17 protein-coding genes are annotated in these 19,578 nt (G+C 66.0%); 6 read left to right on the forward strand and 11 right to left on the reverse strand.

Features of this window, described 5'->3' with window-relative positions; genetic code table 11:
* Positions 1-62 precede the first annotated feature (62 nt).
* On the forward strand, positions 63-830 hold the full coding sequence (locus tag QYM46_RS15830) for a DUF1707 SHOCT-like domain-containing protein (RefSeq protein WP_432789735.1): 768 nt from the start codon (positions 63-65) through the stop codon (positions 828-830).
* Between the two features lie 67 nt (positions 831-897).
* Here the strand turns inward: QYM46_RS15830 and QYM46_RS15835 are convergent, their stop codons facing one another.
* From QYM46_RS15835 to QYM46_RS15860, 6 genes are all read right to left on the reverse strand, one after another.
* Positions 898-1,281: a hypothetical protein gene (locus tag QYM46_RS15835; protein ID WP_432789736.1), complete on the reverse strand. Its 384-nt coding sequence runs from the start codon at positions 1,279-1,281 to the stop codon at positions 898-900.
* Positions 1,282-1,483: 202 nt separating this feature from the next.
* Complete coding sequence (groL, locus tag QYM46_RS15840; RefSeq protein WP_169253208.1) at positions 1,484-3,127, reverse strand: chaperonin GroEL; 1,644 nt, start codon at positions 3,125-3,127, stop codon at positions 1,484-1,486.
* A 503-nt stretch (positions 3,128-3,630) separates the two neighbouring features.
* The gene (locus QYM46_RS15845; RefSeq protein ID WP_025780447.1) at positions 3,631-3,834 is read right to left on the reverse strand and encodes a cold-shock protein; all 204 of its coding nucleotides are present in this window, start codon (positions 3,832-3,834) and stop codon (positions 3,631-3,633) included.
* A 446-nt stretch (positions 3,835-4,280) separates the two neighbouring features.
* The gene (locus QYM46_RS15850) at positions 4,281-4,844 is read right to left on the reverse strand and encodes a LytR C-terminal domain-containing protein (RefSeq protein WP_169253209.1); all 564 of its coding nucleotides are present in this window, start codon (positions 4,842-4,844) and stop codon (positions 4,281-4,283) included.
* Positions 4,845-4,846: 2 nt separating this feature from the next.
* Positions 4,847-5,113 carry a DUF3263 domain-containing protein gene (locus QYM46_RS15855; protein ID WP_025780444.1) on the reverse strand — a complete coding sequence of 89 codons (267 nt, stop codon included), beginning with the start codon at positions 5,111-5,113 and terminating at the stop codon, positions 4,847-4,849.
* 295 nt (positions 5,114-5,408) lie between these two features.
* Positions 5,409-6,875, reverse strand: coding sequence for an aldehyde dehydrogenase family protein (locus QYM46_RS15860; protein WP_432789737.1), 1,467 nt, complete (start codon positions 6,873-6,875; stop codon positions 5,409-5,411).
* Between the two features lie 226 nt (positions 6,876-7,101).
* Between QYM46_RS15860 and QYM46_RS15865 the strand changes: the two genes are divergently transcribed.
* On the forward strand, positions 7,102-7,803 hold the full coding sequence (locus QYM46_RS15865; RefSeq protein WP_432789738.1) for a uracil-DNA glycosylase: 702 nt from the start codon (positions 7,102-7,104) through the stop codon (positions 7,801-7,803).
* Positions 7,804-7,861: 58 nt separating this feature from the next.
* On the opposite strand, the gene QYM46_RS15870 is transcribed toward QYM46_RS15865, so the two are convergent.
* Entirely contained in the window at positions 7,862-9,739 is a 1,878-nt protein-coding gene (locus tag QYM46_RS15870; protein ID WP_432789739.1) for a threonine/serine ThrE exporter family protein, read from the reverse strand.
* On the reverse strand, positions 9,736-11,016 hold the full coding sequence (locus QYM46_RS15875) for an amidohydrolase (protein ID WP_432789740.1): 1,281 nt from the start codon (positions 11,014-11,016) through the stop codon (positions 9,736-9,738). The genes QYM46_RS15870 and QYM46_RS15875 overlap by 4 nt, the downstream gene beginning before the upstream one ends.
* 282 nt (positions 11,017-11,298) lie before the next feature.
* Between QYM46_RS15875 and QYM46_RS15880 the strand changes: the two genes are divergently transcribed.
* Both QYM46_RS15880 and QYM46_RS15885 read left to right on the forward strand, forming a co-directional pair.
* On the forward strand, positions 11,299-12,261 hold the full coding sequence (locus QYM46_RS15880; RefSeq protein WP_432789741.1) for an SGNH/GDSL hydrolase family protein: 963 nt from the start codon (positions 11,299-11,301) through the stop codon (positions 12,259-12,261).
* On the forward strand, positions 12,258-13,022 hold the full coding sequence (locus QYM46_RS15885; protein WP_432789742.1) for an alpha/beta hydrolase: 765 nt from the start codon (positions 12,258-12,260) through the stop codon (positions 13,020-13,022). The genes QYM46_RS15880 and QYM46_RS15885 overlap by 4 nt, the downstream gene beginning before the upstream one ends.
* A gap of 10 nt (positions 13,023-13,032) precedes the next feature.
* Here the strand turns inward: QYM46_RS15885 and QYM46_RS15890 are convergent, their stop codons facing one another.
* Genes QYM46_RS15890 through QYM46_RS15900 form a run of 3 tightly spaced genes read right to left on the reverse strand, consistent with a single transcriptional unit; the run spans position 13,033 to position 15,436 of the window.
* The gene (locus tag QYM46_RS15890) at positions 13,033-13,953 is read right to left on the reverse strand and encodes a tryptophan 2,3-dioxygenase (RefSeq protein ID WP_432789743.1); all 921 of its coding nucleotides are present in this window, start codon (positions 13,951-13,953) and stop codon (positions 13,033-13,035) included.
* 17 nt (positions 13,954-13,970) lie between these two features.
* Positions 13,971-14,297 (reverse strand): protealysin inhibitor emfourin, encoded by a 327-nt coding sequence (locus QYM46_RS15895; RefSeq protein ID WP_169253217.1) that lies wholly within the window; start codon positions 14,295-14,297, stop codon positions 13,971-13,973.
* Entirely contained in the window at positions 14,294-15,436 is a 1,143-nt protein-coding gene (locus QYM46_RS15900) for a M4 family metallopeptidase (protein ID WP_432789744.1), read from the reverse strand. Before QYM46_RS15900 ends, QYM46_RS15895 begins: the two co-directional genes overlap by 4 nt.
* Positions 15,437-15,528: 92 nt before the next feature.
* Here QYM46_RS15900 and QYM46_RS15905 point away from each other — a divergent pair, with 92 nt between their 5' ends.
* Both QYM46_RS15905 and QYM46_RS15910 read left to right on the forward strand, forming a co-directional pair.
* The gene (locus tag QYM46_RS15905) at positions 15,529-16,878 is read left to right on the forward strand and encodes an MFS transporter (RefSeq protein WP_432789745.1); all 1,350 of its coding nucleotides are present in this window, start codon (positions 15,529-15,531) and stop codon (positions 16,876-16,878) included.
* Between the two features lie 236 nt (positions 16,879-17,114).
* Complete coding sequence (locus QYM46_RS15910) at positions 17,115-19,127, forward strand: ABC1 kinase family protein (RefSeq protein WP_432789746.1); 2,013 nt, start codon at positions 17,115-17,117, stop codon at positions 19,125-19,127.
* The last annotated feature ends 451 nt before the right edge of the window (positions 19,128-19,578 follow it).

The raw sequence follows: 19,578 nt of genomic DNA on the forward strand, positions 1-19,578 counted from the left end.
TCCAGCCCGATTCCCGGCTGATCCTCAGGCTCACCGCTGACCGCGGGGTTAGAGTATTCACCATGAACGCCAGTCCCCTCTGGTCGAGGTTCAGCGCAGATCCGCGATCGTATGGGCAGGTCCGGGCCTCGGATGCCGATCGCGCGGTCGTCAGTGATGTCCTCTCTGAAGGCTATGCCCTCGGTCAGCTCGACGTGGACGAATTCGATGAACGCACCGAGGCGGCCGCGGCGATCAAAACGCTCGGTGAGATCCCAGCGCTGATCGACGACCTCGTCCTTGCCGACCCCGCCGACGTCGAACCGGGCCGTCTCGATGATGAGGGGCGCGCGCAGGCACTGGCGCGACTCGCGGAAGATCGGGTGCCGATCACGCCGGAGCAGATCGATGCTGCGGCACAGAAGTACTACCGAGATCGGGTGCGCCAGTCACTGCTCGGAGCCGTCGCGGGTCCGGTCGGAATCGTGCTGGCGATCTGGGCGTTCACGTCGATCGCGCGCGGTGAGTTCATCTTCTTCTGGCCGATCTTCGTCATCGTGCCCATGCTGTTCGGCGGGTTGGGGCGCATCGCGCACAAGGACGAGATCATCCGCAATCGGAAGAAGGAGCTCACCCGTCGAGCCCGGGCGCACCTCGGCGACGCCGAGGCCCAACGACAGCTCGACCAGGGCGAACCTCCCGAGCGAGATTACGAAGCCGACTTCGGTACGGGCCTGCAGCCGCCGCATCCGTCTCATCCGCCGTACTCTCCCGGGCAGATCTCCCGCCGCGATGAGAGGGACCGGGGCCGGGGGCAGCGCCGTCATCGCCGCGACAACCCCTGGGACTGAGCGCTGACGACTGCAGGTCGGTTCCCTTCTGAATTGGCTCAGGCTGGACGGGCCCTGATCTTCCGGCTCAGACCTGGAAGATCCGGAGCTGCCCGAAGTCCTGCGCCTTGTGCGTGGTGAACCACATGGTGTGCGAGAAGTGCCGCAGGTCGTCGCCGTCCGCCTCGGCCTGCCAGTATCCCCACGCCGCTGCGGCCTTGCCGTGGGTGATCGCCGCCTCGAGGTGGCCGACCTCCGGCGAATGAGCGGACAGTTTCAGCAGCGCCTCGACGACGGCTCCCCGACCGGTGTGGGTCTCGACCTCGGAGGGGTGGACGATCTGGAGGACGCAGTCGTCGGCTATCCCCTCGGTCAGCGCGTCTCGGTCGCCGTTGAAGAGATTCTCTTCGAACGTTGCGACGAAGACGTTCTTCGGACTGTTTCCGCAGGCATCGGTGCCGGTGAAGGTCATACCGACAGCCTATGCGGGCGGAGGATTCTGAACAACGGGTCGGTGGGTATCCTCGGCGATGACGGTCGCCGACTCACGACGAGCGGTCACGTCCGCGTGAACGATCTGACCGTCGGGCCGGGGCCCAGGAGTCCGAGCACGAAAACGGCCGTGCCGGCACCCTTGTGGGCACCGGCACGGCCGATCGAACGAGCGGTGGCTATCAGAAGCCCATGCCGCCCATTCCACCCATGCCGTCCATGCCGGCAGCTGCGTCTGCACCTGCGGCGGCCTTTTCGGGCTTGTCGGCGACGACCGACTCGGTGGTGAGGAACAGACCGGCGATCGAGGCGGCGTTCTGCAGGGCAGAGCGGGTCACCTTGACCGGGTCGTTGATGCCGGCAGCCAGCAGATCCTCGTACTCACCGGTTGCGGCGTTGAGACCGAATCCGGCTTCGAGGTTCGCGACCTTGTCGGCAACCACACCGGCTTCGAGGCCGGCGTTCGTGGCGATCTGCTTGAGCGGGGCTTCGATGGCAACCTTGACGATGTTGGCACCGGTGGCCTCGTCTCCGGAGAGTGCGAGGTCCGCGAAAGCGGCCTTGCCCGCCTGGATGAGCGAGACGCCGCCACCGGCGACGATTCCCTCTTCCACAGCAGCCTTGGCGTTGCGCACGGCATCTTCGATGCGGTGCTTGGTTTCCTTGAGCTCAACCTCGGTGGCGGCTCCGGCCTTGATGACTGCAACACCGCCGGCTAGCTTGGCCAGACGTTCCTGCAGCTTCTCACGGTCGTAGTCGGAGTCCGAGTTCTCGATCTCGGCGCGGATCTGAGCGACCCGTCCGGCGATCTCCTCGGCGTCTCCTGCACCCTCGACGATGGTGGTCTCGTCCTTCGTGATGACGACCTTGCGGGCGGTGCCCAGCAGGTCGGTGGTCACGCTGTCGAGCTTGAGCCCGACTTCCTCGGACACGACCTGGCCACCGGTGAGGATGGCGATGTCGGCGAGCTGAGCCTTGCGACGGTCACCGAAGCCCGGAGCCTTGACGGCCACGGACTTGAAGGTGCCCTTGAGCTTGTTCAGCACCAGGACGGCCAGGGCTTCGCCCTCGACGTCTTCGGCGATGATGAACAGCGGCTTGTTGGACTGCTGAACCTTCTCGAGGACGGGCAGCAGGTCCTTCACGTTCGAGATCTTGGAGTTGACGATGAGGATGTAGGGATCCTCAAGGACAGCTTCCTGGCGATCGGTGTCGGTGACGAAGTAACCGGAGATGTAGCCCTTGTCGAAGCGCATACCCTCGGTCAGTTCGAGTTCGAGCCCGAAGGTGTTGGACTCCTCGACGGTGACGACGCCTTCCTTACCGACCTTGTCGATGGCCTCGGCGATCAGTTCACCGATGGCGGGATCTCCGGCGGAGATGCCTGCGGTGGCGGCGATCTGTTCCTTGGTCTCGATGTCGATGGCGTTGTTCAGCAGGACGTTCGTGACGGCCTCAACGGCCTTCTCGATGCCGCGCTTGAGGCTGAGCGGATCAGCACCGGCTGCCACGTTGCGCAGGCCTTCGCGGACGAGAGCCTGTGCGAGCACGGTAGCGGTGGTGGTTCCGTCGCCTGCGACGTCGTCGGTCTTCTTGGCGACTTCCTTGACGAGCTCAGCGCCGATCTTCTCGTAGGGGTCCTCGAGTTCGATCTCCTTGGCAATGGAGACGCCATCATTGGTGATGGTCGGTGCGCCCCACTGCTTTTCGAGCACGACGTTGCGACCGCGGGGTCCAAGGGTCACCTTGACCGCGTCCGCAAGCTGGTTGAGGCCAGCTTCGAGTCCTCGACGAGCTTCTTCGTCGAATGCAATCATCTTTGCCATAGCGGCTTAGATCCTCCCTGATGGAGTGGAGTGGGAATCCAGAGCAGTCGTCAGCGCCCGCGACGGCAGAGAGTGTGTCCGCATGTTCCATTCCACATATGGACCACGCTCTCGAGACGACTGGTGGGAACCCATCGGTTTTCACCAGTACTAGATTTAGCACTCTCCCCATGCGAGTGCAAATATTCATTGCCCGCCAAGACGGGCCATGACGGGCATGGGAAGGTGCGAGCCACGAGTTCTGGGCGCCGGAGGAAGGCGAAGAGGTCATTTCGGCCCAGCGCGAAACGCCCTGCAGCCCCGAGCAGTTCGCATGAACGGCTTCAAGATTCATACGAGGTGATCTTGAGCGGCGCATATGAATTTCGAAGCCGCGGGCACTGAAAAGCGCCGAGCAGTTGCCTGCTCGGCGCTTCCCCCGTGCGGTTGGTGCCGGTTGGCCCGAAAGCCGTTCCGACCACCCGCCGCAGCGGATCAGAAAACTGTGCTGACAGCAGCCAGTCTCAGAGGAGGGTGACGGACTCCGCCTGAGGACCCTTTTGTCCTTCTCCTACTTCGAACTGAACCTGCTGGCCCTCTTCGAGAGAGCGGTAGCCGTCCATCTGGATTGCGCTCCAGTGAACGAACACGTCCTGGTTGTCGCCTTCGAGGGTGATGAAACCATAGCCCTTTTCAGCGTTGAACCACTTGACGGTACCTTGTGCCATTACTTCTCCATACAGTGCAGTGCCATTGAAATCCCGCATCGCAGCCGCGGTCAGATGACCCCACCTGAGATACGGAAGCTAGTAAAACTCAACTGACCCCGCGACTTCTCTCATTGACCTCTAGAGAATTATCTCGGTGAAGCACGAATAGAACACAAGGTGCTGTGCTTGCCTAGCTGTTGCAACTCTACCGCAGGCGCGCATCCCACCTAGAGCGGTTCAGCACTGTTATAGATTCGTTATCTAAGGGTTTCTGCCCTGTTCACAGCGGGGATCGCTAAGAATGGAATCAGACCGTTCGGTCAGGAATTCGCCGAGACGGCCGACCGCCCTATGCCCAACCGCGACCGAGGCGTCCCCGTCTCATACCCCCATCGCCGAGGCGATCGAGACCGAACCGATCCAGCCGACGCAGTCTCATTGCCGCGCGACCGAATCGCGTCGGGTCACTCCGAGTCCCCGCCTTCGCTGGGCTCGGGTCCGCGGTCGGCGATGTCCGAACAGATGACGACGGTGATATCGGCTTCGAAGTCGGACGAGGCCTCCGTGGCCGAGACTCCCAGCGACTTGGCGACGAGCTTGGCCTGCGAGGCGTTCTCTTCGCCGTTGTAGTACACCGTCGAATCCGTGAGATTCGTCGAGTAGTTGCCGACCTGGCCGAGCTTCCAGCCCTTCTCTTCGACCGCCTCGGAGAACTTCTTCGCAGCGCCGGAGACGCCGGAGCCGTTGAGGACGTCGACGGTGATCGAGTCGTCTGCGACGCTGACTTCGCTCTCGCTCGGCGAGGGTTCGGCCGATGTTGATTCGGAAGCCGGAGGATCGGCGATCTTCGATTCGGGGTTGCCCATCGAGGAGAAGATGATGTTGATGGCGGCCACGACCAGCAGGACCGCGACCAGGGCGAGGATGATGACCAGCGAGATGGCACCGATGTTCGACGACGCCGCGGATTCCTGTCGATGGGCACCGCTGCGCCGGCCGGGCTCGATCTCGTCGAATTCGTCGGTCATGTCTACCTCGAGACGCGGGCTTGGGCGCGTTCGCTCTGCCGCGTGCTGCGGATTCGGCGAAGGCGCTTGACCAGCATGGGGTCGCTGGCCAGTGCTGCAGGGTTGTCGAGAAGCGAGTTCAGTATCTGGAAGTAGCTGGTGGCGGACATGTCGAAGCGCTCACGGATCGCGTGATCCTTGGCGCCACCGTATTTCCACCACCGCCGCTCGAATTCCAAAACGGCCACCTCGAGCTCGCTCAGTTCTGAGGTGTCGTCATTCGGCGGCATAGAGGTTGTGCTCCTTCGAGAGGTGTCTGTGCTTCTATATTATCGCCCGATCGACGGTACCGAAATTTCCGGCGCGCCGCCGCGGATGTGAGGTCGGTCCCCGAACGGCCCACGTCAGCGCCGAGTCAACCGCATCACCCCGCCGCATGACACCGGATCGGTGACCGTGACGACGGGGTGAGGGGAACGACCTTCGCCGAGGCGGGGCCGCCTCGGCGAACCGAGTGACCCGATCTCGAGGATCGGACCGACCCCGTATCCGACCGCGAGGACAGGCCCGCCTCGGCGGATCCGATCAGCGGATGCGGATGTTGACCTGCTTGATCTGGGTGAAGCCCTCGAGCATACCCTCCAGCGATGCCTCGCGTCCGAAACCGGAGGTCTTCATGCCGCCGTAGGACTGTCCGGCCAGCTGACCGCCGCCCTGGTTGACCTGGACCCAGCCGGATTCGATCCGGTTGGCCATGGTCAGGGCCGCGTCGACGTCCTTGGTGAAGACGAAGGCCGCGAGACCGAAGTCGGAGTCGTTGGCCATGTCGATGACCTCGTCGATGTCCTTCCACGGGATGACCGAGAGGACGGGGCCGAAGATCTCTTCACGGCTGGTCTGCCAGTCGTTCTTCGCCTTCGAGAAGATCACGGGTGCGTGGTAGAAGCCGGGCTCGCCGACCGTCAGCGAATCGGAGCCGTCATAGGCGATCTCGACGCCGTCCATCGACTTGCCCATCTCGATGTAGCTGGCGACCTGGTCGAACTGCTTCTCGTTGATGATGCAGCCGATGTCGGTGGACTCATCGCGGGGGTCGCCGACCTTCATCTTCGACACCGCGTCGACGAGCTTGGCCAGGAAGTCATCGTAGATGTCCTCGTGGAGGAACAGTCGCGAACCCATCGTGCACGACTGCCCCTGTCGGGCGAAGCGGGTCGAGAGCAGCACCTGCTCGAGGGTGTCGTCGTCGTTCGAGTCCGGGAAGATGATGTTCGGGGACTTGCCGCCGAGCTCCATCGACGAATGCGCGAGACGGCCGCCGGCCACCTCGGCGACGTGCCGGCCGACGCTCGTCGATCCGGTGAACGAGACCTTGTCGACGTCCGGGTGGACGTTGAGGGCCTCACCGATGACCGACCCCTTGCCGGTGACGACGTTGAGCACGCCGGCAGGCAGGATGTCGGCGATGATCTCGGCCATCTTGAGGATCGTCAGCGGAGCATCCTCGGCGCATTTGAGGACGATCGTGTTGCCCGCGGCGATCGCGGCAGGCGTCTTGAAGGCGGCGATCATCAACGGCGAGTTCCACGGCAGGATGCCGGCGACGACGCCCAGCGGCACGCGCTTGGTGTACTGCAGCTGCTTGTCTCCGGCGGGCAGGGTGTTGCCCTTGACCTCACCGGCGACCCCGCCCATGTAGCGGAACAGGTCGGCGAGCGTGATCGTCTCAGGGCGAGCCTGGGTGCGGATCGCGTTGCCGGTGTCGAGAGCAGTCAGCTGGGCGAGCTCCTCCGAGGCGGCGTCGAGAGCATCGGCGCAGGCCAGAAGCTTCTTCTGGCGTTCCTTGAACGGCAGGGCCGCCCACTCGGGGAAGGCTTTCCGCGCGGCCTGGACGGCGCGGTCGGCATCGGCCTCCTTGCCGTTGGGCACCCTGGCGATGACGACGTTGCGGTCGATCGGGGTGATGACATCGGTGGTGTCGCCGTCAGCGGCGTCGACCCACTGACCGCCGATGAGCATCTTCCAGTTCTTGGCCTCTGGGAATTCCGACATTTCGGTCCTTTCGTTCAACGATGAACTCCTTAGGCCGAGCATAACGCGTGGCACTGGGCGGCAATACACCCGTTCGATAGGCGATCGCGCACACCCGATCTGCGCTCGGTGCACATGCGCGCAGCGCCTTCGCCGAGGCGGCGCTGACGTTATCATCGGCCTTCCCCGAGGCGGCTCTGTCGTCCCAGCGCGACTCCTGCGGCCTGGCATCGCTACACTCGTGCCCATGACGTCGACGCCTCCGCTGACCGAGATCATGTCCCCCGATTGGGCGAGCGCCCTGGCCGGAGTGGAGGAGCGGATCCACTCGATGGGCGACTTCCTCCGCGACGAGATCGCCGCCGACCGCGCCTACCTGCCCTCCGGGGATTTCATCTTCCGCGCCTTCGCCGAGCCGCTGTCCGAGGTCAAGGTCCTCATCGTCGGTCAGGACCCCTACCCGACGCCCGGCCACGCCATCGGACTGTCATTCGCCGTCGACCCCGATGTCCGCCCCCTGCCGCGGTCGCTGGGCAACATCTATCAGGAGCTCGAATCCGACCTCGGCATTCCGCCGGCCCAGCACGGAGACCTGCGCGCCTGGTCACGCCAGGGAGTCATGCTGCTCAACCGTGCTCTCACCGTCTCCCCAGGCGAACCCGCATCCCACCGCGGCAAAGGGTGGGAGGAGATCACGGAACGAGCGATCACTGCGCTGATCGAACGCGATCAGCCGCTCGTCGCCATCCTCTGGGGCCGCGATGCCAGGAACCTCGCTCCCCTGCTGACCTCGGGAACCGCCGAGGTGGCCATCATCGAATCCGCGCATCCCTCGCCTCTGTCGGCCCGCCGAGGATTCCTCGGCTCCCGCCCGTTCTCGCGCACGAACGAATTGCTCGCCCAGAAGGGCATCGACCCGATCGAATGGGCTCTGCCGGATCTGAACTGAGTCCGAATCGGGCCTGAGCCCGAAGCAGACGTGAGTCCGGGTCGCATCTGGCTGCCGATCAGATCTGAATCGGGCCGGTCTCGGTCGCGTCTGAGGCTCCCGAACCTCCGGGCTCACCCGATTGGGCCCTCACTCCTCCGGGCCCACTCGACTGGGTCTTCGCCCCTCCCGGCTGCACCGAGTCGATGACTGCGGTCGCGGGCTCGCCGCTGCGCACCTCCTCGACCTTCTCCTCGGCCGAACTCTGACTCTTGAGATTCTTCAGCGGCAGCGCCAGATAGCTGCCGAGCACGGCACCGACTGCGAGTGCCGCATTCGCCAGGATCGCGGTGAACAGCGAGGACAGACCCACAGCGAAGGAGACGTTCTCCGACTCCGATGCGATCTGATAGACGGCGGTGAAGATCGACAAACCCTGCAGCAGGGTGTAGATGCCGGGGATCATGAGCACGATCGCCGGCGCTCCCAGTCGCAGCGCCAGAGGCCGCGACAGGAAACCGGTGACGGTGGCCGCCAGCAGACTGGCGAGCACATTGTCGATGTCCAACAGCGTCAGCGACATCATCGTGATGTGCGAAGCGAGTCCGACCAGCGCGGCGGGAAGGATGAATCGGCGTCTGGCCGACATGGCCACTGCCCCGGACATCGACACCACGGCCGCTGCGACCATCGACAGGATCGCCGTGACCACATGCGGACTCGTCTTCGGCACGAGCACTTCGATATGGCTGAGCCCGATGGCCTGACCGCAGACGATTCCCAGGGCGATGCCGGAGACGATGCCGGCCAGAGTCATGAACACTCCGACCACCCGCCCGGCTGCGGTCAGCGGGAAGTTCGTCAGCGCGTCTTGAACCGCCGAATACAGCGACTGCGTCGGCAGCAGCAGGACGATGCCGGCTGCCACGAGGTACTGCGGTGAGGCGATGATGCCGACATCGCCGGCGATGGTGGCGATGAGGGTCGCCGAGGCGGCCTGCAGCGCCGTGATGAAGAACGACGGCAGGTGGGTGCGCCCGAGCAGTTTGCCGAACTGGAACACGACGATCGCCATCGTGATACCCAGGGGAATCGCGACAGGGCCTCCCCCGAGGAGCAGGACGAGGGCACCGACCATGAAGCCCCAGGCACCGGTGGTGAACCATTCGGGAAACGGTCGCCGCTGCGTCCGTATCGCGTCGAGACGGCTGCGTGCCTCATGGAACTCCAACCGTCCGTCGACGAGGTCGGTGACGAGCTTGTGCACCGAGGCGAGCTTCGCGAAATGCGTGGACTCACCGCGGTTGACCCGCATCACCGTCAGCAGACGTCCGTCCGAGGTCGAATAGTGCACGACGAGAGTGTTCGAGGTCAGATCGACCTCGACGGTGGCCAGACCGCACGCGGTGCAGGCGGCGATGACGGAGACCTCGACATCGCTGGTGCCGGCGCCGGCACGCATCATCATCGCCGCGATATCGGCGGCGAGGTCGAGGATCATCCGGGCTTCGTCTTCGGTCGGCTCCTGCGCCTGCACGGGCGCCTGGTACGGGGTGCCCTTGAGCGCGGTGACGATCGGCACCGGCTGCGTGTTCTCCGTTGTGCCCGAGACGAGTTTGCCGACGGTGCGCCGAGCGACTCTCTGAGCGATGCGCTGAGACGCACCGAGGTGGTCGGTGCGGGGCTTCGACCGTCCGCCGCTGCGTTCGGGCTTCGCGGCCTTCGCGGCCGCGGCCTTCGCGACGTCGTCGGGCTGGGGTTCCGGCGAGGACTCCCGCAGCTCGGCCAGGCGCTGCAGTCGGGTGCGTTCGAGCAGCTCCCGCAGAGCCTGGGATCCGGCCTCCGGGTTGCCGCCGGAGACCGGAGCCGGGGACGAGCCGCGGACAGGACCCGGCTCGGTCGGATCCTCGACCCGAACCTCGGCGGTGGTGGCGTCTTCGAGTTCTCTGTCGCTCACGGCTCGCTGATGAGTGTCGGGCCGAGCGGGTCGGCGACGTGCGCGGTTCCTGAGGCGGCGTCATAGTCGAAGACGCGACGGCCGGAGACGAAGACGGTCTCGGCGCGGGAGTTGAGATCGAGGGGGTCTCCCGACCAGATGACGAGATCGGCATCGCGGCCCACGGCCAAGGAGCCGAGGCGGCCCTCGAGGCCGAAGATCGCGGCCGGGTTGATCGTCAGCGCTTCGATCGCGACGACCGGGTCGAGGCCTTCCTTCACCGCGAGGGAGGCTTCGTGGATGAGGAAGTTGATCGGGATGACCGGATGGTCGGTGGTCAGCGCGATGCGCACCCCCGCCTCGGCCAGCGAGGCCGCGGTGGCCAGGGTGCGGTCGCGCAGTTCGACCTTCGACCGGGAGGTCATCAGAGGTCCGAGGATGACGTCGATGCCCTTGGCGGCGATGAAGTCGGCGATCTTGTGGCCTTCGGTCCCGTGGTTGATGACGAGGCGGTACCCGAATTCCTCGGACAGCCGGATGGCGGTGGCGATGTCGTCGGCGCGGTGGCAGTGCTGGTCGAACGCGAGCTTGCCGTCGAGGACGTCGGCCAGTGTCTCCTTGACCAGGTCACGGTCGAACGGGGTGCCCTCGGCTTCCGCCTGGGCGCGTTTGGCCTGGTAGTTCCGCGCCTCGACGAAGGCGTCGCGGATGATCTTGACGGTGCCCATCCTCGTCGACGGGGTGACCTTCTTCTCCCCGTACACGCGTTTCGGGTTCTCGCCGAGCGCGGATTTCACGGACAGGTCCTGTGTCACGAGCATCTCGTCGACGATGCGGCCCCAGGTCTTGAGGAAGGCGGTGCGACCGCCGATGGGATTGCCGGAACCGGGTTTGATGAGCGCCGAGGTGACACCCCCGCGCAGCGCATCCTTGAATCCGAGGTCGGTGGGATCGATGCTGTCGAGCGCGCGCAGGCCCGCCCCGTTGGGATCGGTCATCTCGTTCGTATCGTCACCGGACCAGCCCTCGCCGTCCTCATGCACGCCGAGGTGACCGTGAGCTTCGATGAAACCGGGCAGGACCCAGCGTCCGCCGGCATCGATGACCTCGGTGTCCGCTGGGAGGGAAGAGGTGTCGACGGGGCCGGGAGCCACCTCGGTGATGCGACCGTCCCGGACCGTGAGCGTGCCCGATCCGATCGCCTCGGCGCGGTTGCCGGACGCATCTGCCACGGGCACGATCCGCGCGTTCGTGATGACGAAATCTGTGGCTGCGGGGACCGGGACTGAGCGATACATTCTGCTCCTAGCGAGGGGGTCGGCGACGACGTCTGTGCGGTCTCGAGTCTACGCCACTCGATGTGTGGACACGGTGACCTCGGGGCCGTTCGCCGCGTTGACGGGAGGCCTCCGGCAGGCCGAGTTCCCGCCCTCTTCCCTCCCCAATTGCTACCTGACGGCGGCCGAGCAACCTCGCGCGAGGTTGCTCAGCCGCCGTCAGGTAGCAATTGGGGGCGGACGGGTCCGTGTCCGGCGCGGCGTATAGTCTGGATGCATCGTCCGAAGAGAGAAGGATCCCTGATGCTTGAGCCGATCACCTCATACGTCGCAATCGGAGACTCGTTCAGTGAGGGTCTGATGGATCCCGACCCACGGGTCGAGGACCGGTACCGCGGGTGGACCGACCGGCTCGCGCTCATGCTCACCGAGTCCGCGGTGGGCAGCCCGGACCTGTCCTATGCCAATCTGGCCATCCGAGGTCGGCTGCTCGACCGCATCGTCGATGACCAGGTGCCGCAGGTTCTCGAGATGAAGCCGGACCTCGTGAGCCTGTGCGCCGGCGGCAACGACTGCCTGCGCCCGAAGGCCGATATCGATGCCCTGGCCGCGAAGTTCGAACGCGCTGTGATCGCCCTGCGTGAGGCCGGCATCGAAGTGCTCATGTGCAACGGCTTCGATACCGAGTTCAGCACCCCGCTCATCCGTGCCGTGCGTCCTCGAGTGGGAGTCTACAACGCGCATCTGTGGTCGATCGCGCAGCGTCACGGCTGCCATATGGTCGATCTGTGGGGGCTGCGTTCGCTCTATGCCGCGCAGATGTGGGCCGATGACCGCATCCACCTGTCGACGGAGGGCCACCACCTCGTCGCCGAGCAGGCTCTGGCCACCCTGGAGAGCGGCCGCTCCCTGCCGGTCAAGGGCTTCGGCGTTCCCGCCCGTCCGACGCGGGCGATCCGCGAGGTGATGAGCGAGGAGTCGCGGTGGGCCCGTGAGTACCTGGCCCCATGGGTCGGTCGCCGACTGCGTGGACAGTCCTCCGGTGACACGCTCGACCCGAAGCTGCCCGAACTCACCCGCGTCCGCGACCTCGTCGAACGCTCGCGCGAGGTCGACCGCGCACGTGGGACCGGTGGGGCCGACGTGCCTGGCGCGGCGGACGCTGCCGGCCGGTCGGACGCCGCCGACCTGACCGACTCAGGCGGAACTCGCGCCGACGAGACCGGCATCGGCGGGATGAACGCCCCTCGGGATTCCGACCGATGAGCGTCGAGTCCGTGCGCATTCCCGAACTCTCAGCCGCCGGGGCCGCCATGGCGCCGTCCTTCCGCCACGTCTACGGGGACTCCCCCGAGCAGTTCGTCGAGGTCTTCGGTGACCCGGCGGCCGCCTCGGCGACGGTGGTCTTCGTCCACGGAGGCTACTTCCGGCCCCGCACCGACCTGGCCCATGCCCGGCCGTTGGCTCGGGCGTTGGCCGAGTCCGGGGTGCTCGTCGCCTCCGTCGAGTATCGACGACTCGGCGGTCAGCCGCTCCTGCTCGACGATGTCACCGCGGGCATCGATTCGGTGTGCGCCGAACTTCCGCGCTGGGGAGTCAGCGAACACGCGAGGCAGAATCTGATCGTCTCGGGCCACTCGGCCGGTGGCTGCCTCGTCCTCGCCTGGGCCTCGCATCTGCCCGAGGAGGGACCGCGGATCCGTCTGCGCCCTCTGGCACCGGTGACCGATCTGCTGCGGGAAGTCGAGGCAGGCCTCGGGGATGGAGCGGTGTTGGACTATATGGGGGTGCGCCCCGAGGATGATCGGCAGGCGTATCTGCGCCACGATCCGCGTTCGCGCGCGGTCTGCATCCCGGCACGCGTCGATGTGCATTCGATCCACGGGGATGCCGATGCCACCGTCGACATCGAGTTCTCCCGCGTCTTCCCCGCCGCCCTGACCGAGCTGGCCGGGGCGAACCATGCCGATGTCATCGACCCCGATTCTCCGTTCTTCCCGCAGGTGAGGAGCCTGCTGCTCGGCTGAAGGGCGGCGTTCAGACCCCTTTGGGGCTGATGCCCGGCCCGTTCTCGATGCCGGTGCGGATATCGAAGAGTTCGGGGAAGAACGTCAGATCGAGCGCCTTCTGCAGGAATCCGACTCCGCTCGAGCCGCCCGTTCCGCGTTTCATGCCGATGATCCGCAGCACCGTGCGCATGTGCCGGTAGCGCCAGATCTGGAAGTTCTCCTCGAGGTCGACGAGCTCTTCGCAGCTCTCGTACTCCTGCCAGTACTTCTGCGGGTTCTCGTAGATGATGCGGAAGATATCGCACAGTTCCTCGTCGAAGGTGTGGGCGACCGACTTGTCCCGATCGAGCAGCCGCTGCGGCACCGGAAGTCCGCGCCGGGCCAGACAGGCGAGGAACTCGTCGTAGATGCTCGGCTCCTCCAAGTACTGTTCGAGAGCCGCACGTGCCTCAGGTTCTCCGTCGAAGACCGGGAGCATGGCGCGGTTCTTGTTGCCGAGCAGGAATTCCACGGCCCGGTACTGCCAGGACTGGAAGCCGGAGGCTCGGCCGAGCTGGTCGCGGAACCCGACGTATTCGCTCGGCGTCAGCGTGGCGAGCACCGACCACTGCTCGGTCAGGGTCTTCTGGATGTGTTTGACGCGGGCGATGCGTTTGAGCGCGGTCTGCAGCTCATCGTCGGCGATAAGGCGCCGGGCGTCCAGGAGCTCGTGGATGACGAGCCTGAACCACAGCTCCGTGGTCTGGTGCTGGATGATGAAGAGCAGCTCGTCGTGATGTTCGGGACTGCTGACGGGGTGCTGGGCGCCCAGGAGCCGGTCGAGGTCGAGATACGACCCGTAGGTCATCGACTCCTTGAGGTCGGTGTGGACCCCGGCTTCGAGGTCTCGTTCGTTCTTCTCGGCCGTCGTCCGAGCGTCGCTGCCCGGGTCATAGTTGGTGTCGGTCATGACCTCCAGCATAGGGGTCAGCCGGGTTGCCGCCTCTGCGGTTCGGCGACGTCCCGCACCTCGTCGACCAGCTGCTTCCATTCCGGCGGCATCTGGGACTCGCCGAAGCGCACTCGCCCGAACCGGCTTTCGATGAGATAGGCGAAACGGTCAGCCCCCGTGGACTGCGGCGCATCATCACTCTGCCCGCCGTCGGACCAGGGAAGATCGGCGATGCGCGGGCCGAGGTCATCGCGCCGACTGCTCGCGTCGATGTCGACTTCCCAGACGAGCAGCATCCCGCCGATCCCGCCCGAGCGTTCGACGAGCAGACGCCCGAAGCCCTCCGCAGGCTTCTCGTTCACCAGCTGCTCCCCTGGTTTCCGCGCGCCGATCCGGAGTGGGAGATGCCCACGGCTTCCCACCCGGAGACGATCGCATCGTGGATGTCGGATCCGGCGCCGAACTGGTCGGCCGCCTCGGCGATGGTGAGTTCTGCGAACTCCGCGAAATCGGTGCGCTGCGTGATCTCGGAGCCGGTGAGGACGGAGTACCAGACCTGTCCGACGCTCTCCCAGGCCGGACCGCCGACGGCGGTGGCGGCGAGCGCGAAGGCGCGGTTCGGGATCCCGGAGTTGAGGTGGACCCCGCCGTTGTCGGAGTCGGTGGTGACGAAGTCGTTCATATGCGCCGGCTGCGGATCCGTGCCGAGGACGTCGTCGTCATAGGCCGTGCCGGGTTCGATCATGGAGCGTAGGGCACGTCCGGTCACCTCGGGTGTGAAGATTCCGGCGCCGATGAGCCAGTCCGCGTCCTCGGCATTCTGTCCGGCATCGTGCTGCTGGGTGAGTGCCCCGAAGACATCGGCGCAGTGCTCGTTGAGTGCTCCCGGCTGGTCGAAGTATTCGAGGTCGGCGGTGTGGCTGATGACGCCGTGGGAGAGTTCGTGACCGATGATCGACAGCGAACCGGTGAACCCCGTGAACACTTCGTCGTCGCCGTCGCCGAAGACCATGAGGCGGCCGTCGAAGAACGCGTTGTCGTAGTCCGTGCCGTAGTGGACGCTGGCCATGAGCGGCATTCCCGCGCCATCGAGCGAATCGCGCCCGAACACCTCGGAGAACAGCGCATATGAAGCGCCGAGCCCGTCATAGGCTTCGTTGACAGGTTCGTCGCCGACGGGCTCTTCGCCCTCGGAGCGGACGAGTTCGCCGGGCAGCACCTCGGTGTTCTGCGCATCGTGGATGAGGCGCTGCAGCCCTGCCGATCCGGGGGCGGCGAGCGCGGTTTCGTCCTTGCCGAGATCGGCCGGCGGCGTGTACCGCAGACCCGCCAGGCGCAGGTTGCGGCAGCTCTCATCGGACATCCGACAGCTGGCCGCGGCGGCCGCGGCCCTCGGGAACCGCTCGGTGCCGCGCTCGGCGATCGCATCGAGGAGATAGGGCGGGACGACACTGTGAAATGGGAAGACGTTGTGAAATGGGACGACGCTGTGAGAGACCATGACTCCAGCGTGCCACTTCCGGCGACGAACCGATAGGGAACCCTGCACATCCGCGGCGGGCGGCCCGCCGCGACCTCAACTAAACTTGTCACGTGCTCAAACCCATCCTGTGGCCGGTGCTCGTACCGTTCGCCCTCTTCGCCGTCGGCCTGGGTGCGATCATGCCGATCCTCGTGCTCGGCGCGCTCTCGCTGGGGTCGACACAGGCCTTCGCCGCCGCCATCGTCGGCATCATGGGGGCCGTGTCGCTGATGGCCACGGTGCCGGCCGGGATCCTCATCGACCGCCTCGGCGATTTCCGGGCGATGACCGTGGCCACCTGCGCGGCCATCGTGGTGCTCGGCTCCATCGTCGCCGCCTTCATCTGGGATTCGCCGTACTCGCTGCTCGTCTACACGGTCGCGCTGATGGTCTTCGGCCCGGTCTCCGATGTGTGGAGCCTGGCCCGGCAGGCCGTCGTCGCCGAGGTGATGCCGCCGGCCGATCTCGCCAAGGCGATGACCGCGCTCGGCGGCACGCAGCGGGTCGGCAACCTCGTCGGGCCGATGATCGGCGCCGGTCTCATGCTCGTGTTCCCGATCTGGTCCGTGTTCGTCTTCTCCGGGCTCACCGCCGTCGCAGCGATCGCGATCATGGCCCTGCCGATCGCGCAGATCCCCGGTTTCGACGGCCATCCCCACCGCGCCGAGGCGGCCCCGACCTCACGTGCCGACGATGACGATCCCTCCCCCTCCGATGTTCCTCACCCCGCCGAGGCGGCCGACCCCGCCCCAGCGAACGATCCCCCACACGGAGACGACCACCATCCTCGGCGCGGAAAGAAGAAGGATCGTCGGCCGCCATTGGATTTGCGGTGGAGATCGGTCGTCCTCACCGGCGTCACGATCATCACACTGGCGGCGGCCCGAGCCGCCCAGCCGGTCGTCGTCCAGCTGTGGGGCGTCGAGATCGGGCTGCACAAGTCCTCGATCTCGCTCATCATCGCCTTCGGCGCCGGACTCGAGCTCATCGTCATGTTCCTCGGTGCCTACATCAAGGATCACCTCGGCCGGGTCGCGACCCTCGTCGCGTGTCTGTCCATCTTCGGCACCGGGTTCATCATCATGGTCGCCAAGCCGGATCTGGCCGGGATGGTCATCGCCGCCGCGGTCATGGCCTTCGGCAACGGCCTCGGGGCGGGTGTGAATATGACTATCGGGGCGGACCTCTCCCCCGCCGTCGGCCGGCCGCGGTTCCTCGGCATCTGGGCGATCTTCAACAACGGCGGCAAACTCGGCGGACCGACGCTGCTGTCCCTCATCATCACCGTGACCACCCTGCGATTCGGGGTGCTCTTCCCGGGACTGCTCGCCCTCCTCGGCGCGGTGTGGATCCTCATCTGGGCCCGTCAGGTGGGGCTGCCCGGCCGCAGGAGGCGCTTCGACCCGCCACGCACGGACTGACTCCGGGCGGCTCCTCACGTCTCCGCGCATACGGCCCACACTCACGCACGCACTGACCCGACGGACTAGGCTGGAGACGACCGATTCGACGAGGTTCGGCTGACAGCACGATGCTGAAGGCCCTCAGGGGTCGGCGGGCCGGAGCCGAAGGCCCGCAGGTGCCGGCGGGCCGGAGCCGAAGGCCCGCAGGGGCCGGCCCACAGCTGAGAGTCCGACCAGGATCAGGAGAGTCATCGATGGAAGCACTGGACGTCGGCGGATATGTGCTGGTGAGCCTGGCCGCACTCGTCTTCCTCTTCCTCCAGTCATGGTTCGCCGCCACCGTGGTCCGTCGCGTCGTCGGTGTGCCCACCGGCTGGCCGCGCACACTGGCCGTGGGCCTCGTCATGAGCGCCGTCGTCGCTGTGACCGTCCAGTACCTCTACCGGGCCGGCACCGGGCAGAACACTGACGGACTCGACGTCTCCCCCGGAGTGGCGGTGCTGTTCATAGTGCTCGCCCTCGGGTGGATCTTCGCCCTGGGCGTCGGCGCCCTCGTCATGCTCGAAGCGGCCTTTCCGACCGGATCCCTGCCGAGCCCGCAGTCGCTGTTCTTCGGGTGGAGGTCCCGACGTCGCCGCGCCCGCCGCTATGCCCAGGTCGTATCCATTGCGGTGCGGCACGGGCTCGGCTCCCAGCTGCGCGGTTTCGGCGGGGATTCGCCGGGCCGGGAGGTCAAGACCGCGCGAGCGCTCAAGGAATCCCTCGCCGAGGCGGGGGTGACCTTCGTCAAACTCGGACAGATGCTCTCGACCCGGCGAGACATCCTCCCGCCGGTGTTCGTCCGTGAACTCGAGACTCTGCAGACGCAGGTGACCCCCGAACCGTGGTCGGTCATCGAGCCGGCCATCGCCGAGCGGCTCGGTCGGCCGATCGGAGAGATCTTCGCGCGCATCGACTCCACACCGCTGGCGGCCGCCTCGGTGGCGCAGGTCCATGAGGCGACTCTGCTCGACGGCACAGAGGTCATCGTCAAGGTGCAGCGACCGAAGGCGCTCAATCAGGTCGCGCAGGATCTCGATATCATCCTGCGGTTGGCGGGCTGGCTGAACACGACCACGACGTGGGGTCGAGACCTGGGTGTGCAGTCGCTGGCCGCAGGGTTCGCGAACACGCTCGAGGAGGAGCTCGACTATCGGATCGAGCTGGACAACATGGCCAGCATCGAGGCCTCACTGACACGGTCGGGCAAGTTCGACGTCACCGTTCCGCACGGCTATCCGGGCCTCAGCGGCGAACGCCTGCTGGTGATGGACCGGCTGCCCGGACAGCCGGTCTCGCGTGCGGGGATGCTGCTGACCGGGCTCAGCGATGCCGAACGCTCCCGGTTGGCGACCACTCTGCTGGGTGCCACGCTCGAGCAGATCATCGGTGATGGGATCTTCCACGCCGATCTGCATGCCGGCAACATCTTCATCACTCCCGAGGGGAAGCTGGGGCTGCTCGACTTCGGTGCGGTCGGACGACTCGACCCGGCCACGCAGACGTCGCTGGGCCTGATGCTCTATTCCATCGACCAGAACGACAGTGCCGGGGCCACCGACGCCCTCATCGAACTCCTCGGACGTCCCGACGGGCTCGATGATCGGGAGGTCGAGCGCGCCGTCGGCGAACTCCTGCTGCGCTACGGCGGCGGCACCCGCGCGACGCAGGGCCAGAAGCTCTTCGACGATCTGTTCAACCTCGTGCTCGCTCATCGCTTCTCCGTGCCGGCGCCGATCAGCACCGCCTTCCGAGCCATGGCCTCCGTGGAGGGTGCGCTGCTGACGATCGATCCGAACTTCGACGTCGTCGCCGTGTCCCGGAAGGAGGGCAACAGGCTCGTGAGGTCGAAGCTCAAGGGCACGAAGATCACCGATGAGCTGCAGCGCCGGGCCCTGCAGCTGATGCCGATGATCGACCGCATGCCGCGCCGGATCAACAAGATCACCGAGGATCTCGAGCAGGGCCGCTTCTCGATGAACATGCGTGTGCTCGAGAATCCGTCCGACCGCAGCTTCCTCACCAGCCTGTTCCAACAGCTCATCGTCGCCGTCCTCGCCGGGGCCGCCGTGGTGGGATCGATCATGCTCATCACCAGCGATGAGGGTCCGCTGCTGACGAAGGACATCCACCTGTACTCGTTCTTCGGCTTCGTGCTGCTCTTCGGCGGCTTCGTGCTGAGCATGCGCTCCCTCATGCTCGTGTTCAGACGCGACGGCCAGAGCTAGCCTGCGACTCGACCGTCGCTGCGCCCGTCCACCGACCTCCACCGTTGCCACTCGGCCTTCGCCACTCCGCTGTCGCGCCCCTCATTCAAGTGTCGGCGGCTGGACTTTCGGGCGTCCGGCGCAATCGTGGTTGCACAGCCCGTCTTCCGACGTGGGCTGGCCGGCCGAGACTGCGCCGTTGTGGGCCTACCGTGAGCGCTCCGGCTAGTCCGGCTGCTGGGAGTCACACCTCAGTCGGAGCGAGTCGCTGGTGAAGTTCCGGACGATCCGTGCGGGAATTCGTGGCCGAAGTCCGCACGGATCGTCCGGAACTCGGGAGCCGGGCGGACGAAGCTGGAGCCGGGCAGCGAAAAGGGCGATGCCCCGTGGGAATGCGACCGCAGTGTTGATTCCGTCCTCGCCCGGGCAAGAAGAAGCCCCGCGTACCGCTGGTTCTGACGGTTCACGTGTC

Origin of the sequence: Brevibacterium sp. K11IcPPYGO002 (assembly GCF_050920635.1) — a bacterium.
Taxonomy (GTDB): domain Bacteria; phylum Actinomycetota; class Actinomycetes; order Actinomycetales; family Brevibacteriaceae; genus Brevibacterium.

Coding starts and splice junctions, on each gene's coding strand:
- QYM46_RS15830 (WP_432789735.1), top strand. CDS start 63: ATGAACGCCAGTCCCCTCTGGTCGAGGTTCAGCGCAGATCCGCGATCG.
- QYM46_RS15835 (WP_432789736.1), bottom strand. CDS start 1,281: ATGACCTTCACCGGCACCGATGCCTGCGGAAACAGTCCGAAGAACGTC.
- groL (WP_169253208.1), bottom strand. CDS start 3,127: ATGGCAAAGATGATTGCATTCGACGAAGAAGCTCGTCGAGGACTCGAA.
- QYM46_RS15845 (WP_025780447.1), bottom strand. CDS start 3,834: ATGGCACAAGGTACCGTCAAGTGGTTCAACGCTGAAAAGGGCTATGGT.
- QYM46_RS15850 (WP_169253209.1), bottom strand. CDS start 4,844: ATGACCGACGAATTCGACGAGATCGAGCCCGGCCGGCGCAGCGGTGCC.
- QYM46_RS15855 (WP_025780444.1), bottom strand. CDS start 5,113: ATGCCGCCGAATGACGACACCTCAGAACTGAGCGAGCTCGAGGTGGCC.
- QYM46_RS15860 (WP_432789737.1), bottom strand. CDS start 6,875: ATGTCGGAATTCCCAGAGGCCAAGAACTGGAAGATGCTCATCGGCGGT.
- QYM46_RS15865 (WP_432789738.1), top strand. CDS start 7,102: ATGACGTCGACGCCTCCGCTGACCGAGATCATGTCCCCCGATTGGGCG.
- QYM46_RS15875 (WP_432789740.1), bottom strand. CDS start 11,016: ATGTATCGCTCAGTCCCGGTCCCCGCAGCCACAGATTTCGTCATCACG.
- QYM46_RS15880 (WP_432789741.1), top strand. CDS start 11,299: ATGCTTGAGCCGATCACCTCATACGTCGCAATCGGAGACTCGTTCAGT.
- QYM46_RS15885 (WP_432789742.1), top strand. CDS start 12,258: ATGAGCGTCGAGTCCGTGCGCATTCCCGAACTCTCAGCCGCCGGGGCC.
- QYM46_RS15890 (WP_432789743.1), bottom strand. CDS start 13,953: ATGACCGACACCAACTATGACCCGGGCAGCGACGCTCGGACGACGGCC.
- QYM46_RS15900 (WP_432789744.1), bottom strand. CDS start 15,436: ATGGTCTCTCACAGCGTCGTCCCATTTCACAACGTCTTCCCATTTCAC.
- QYM46_RS15910 (WP_432789746.1), top strand. CDS start 17,115: ATGGAAGCACTGGACGTCGGCGGATATGTGCTGGTGAGCCTGGCCGCA.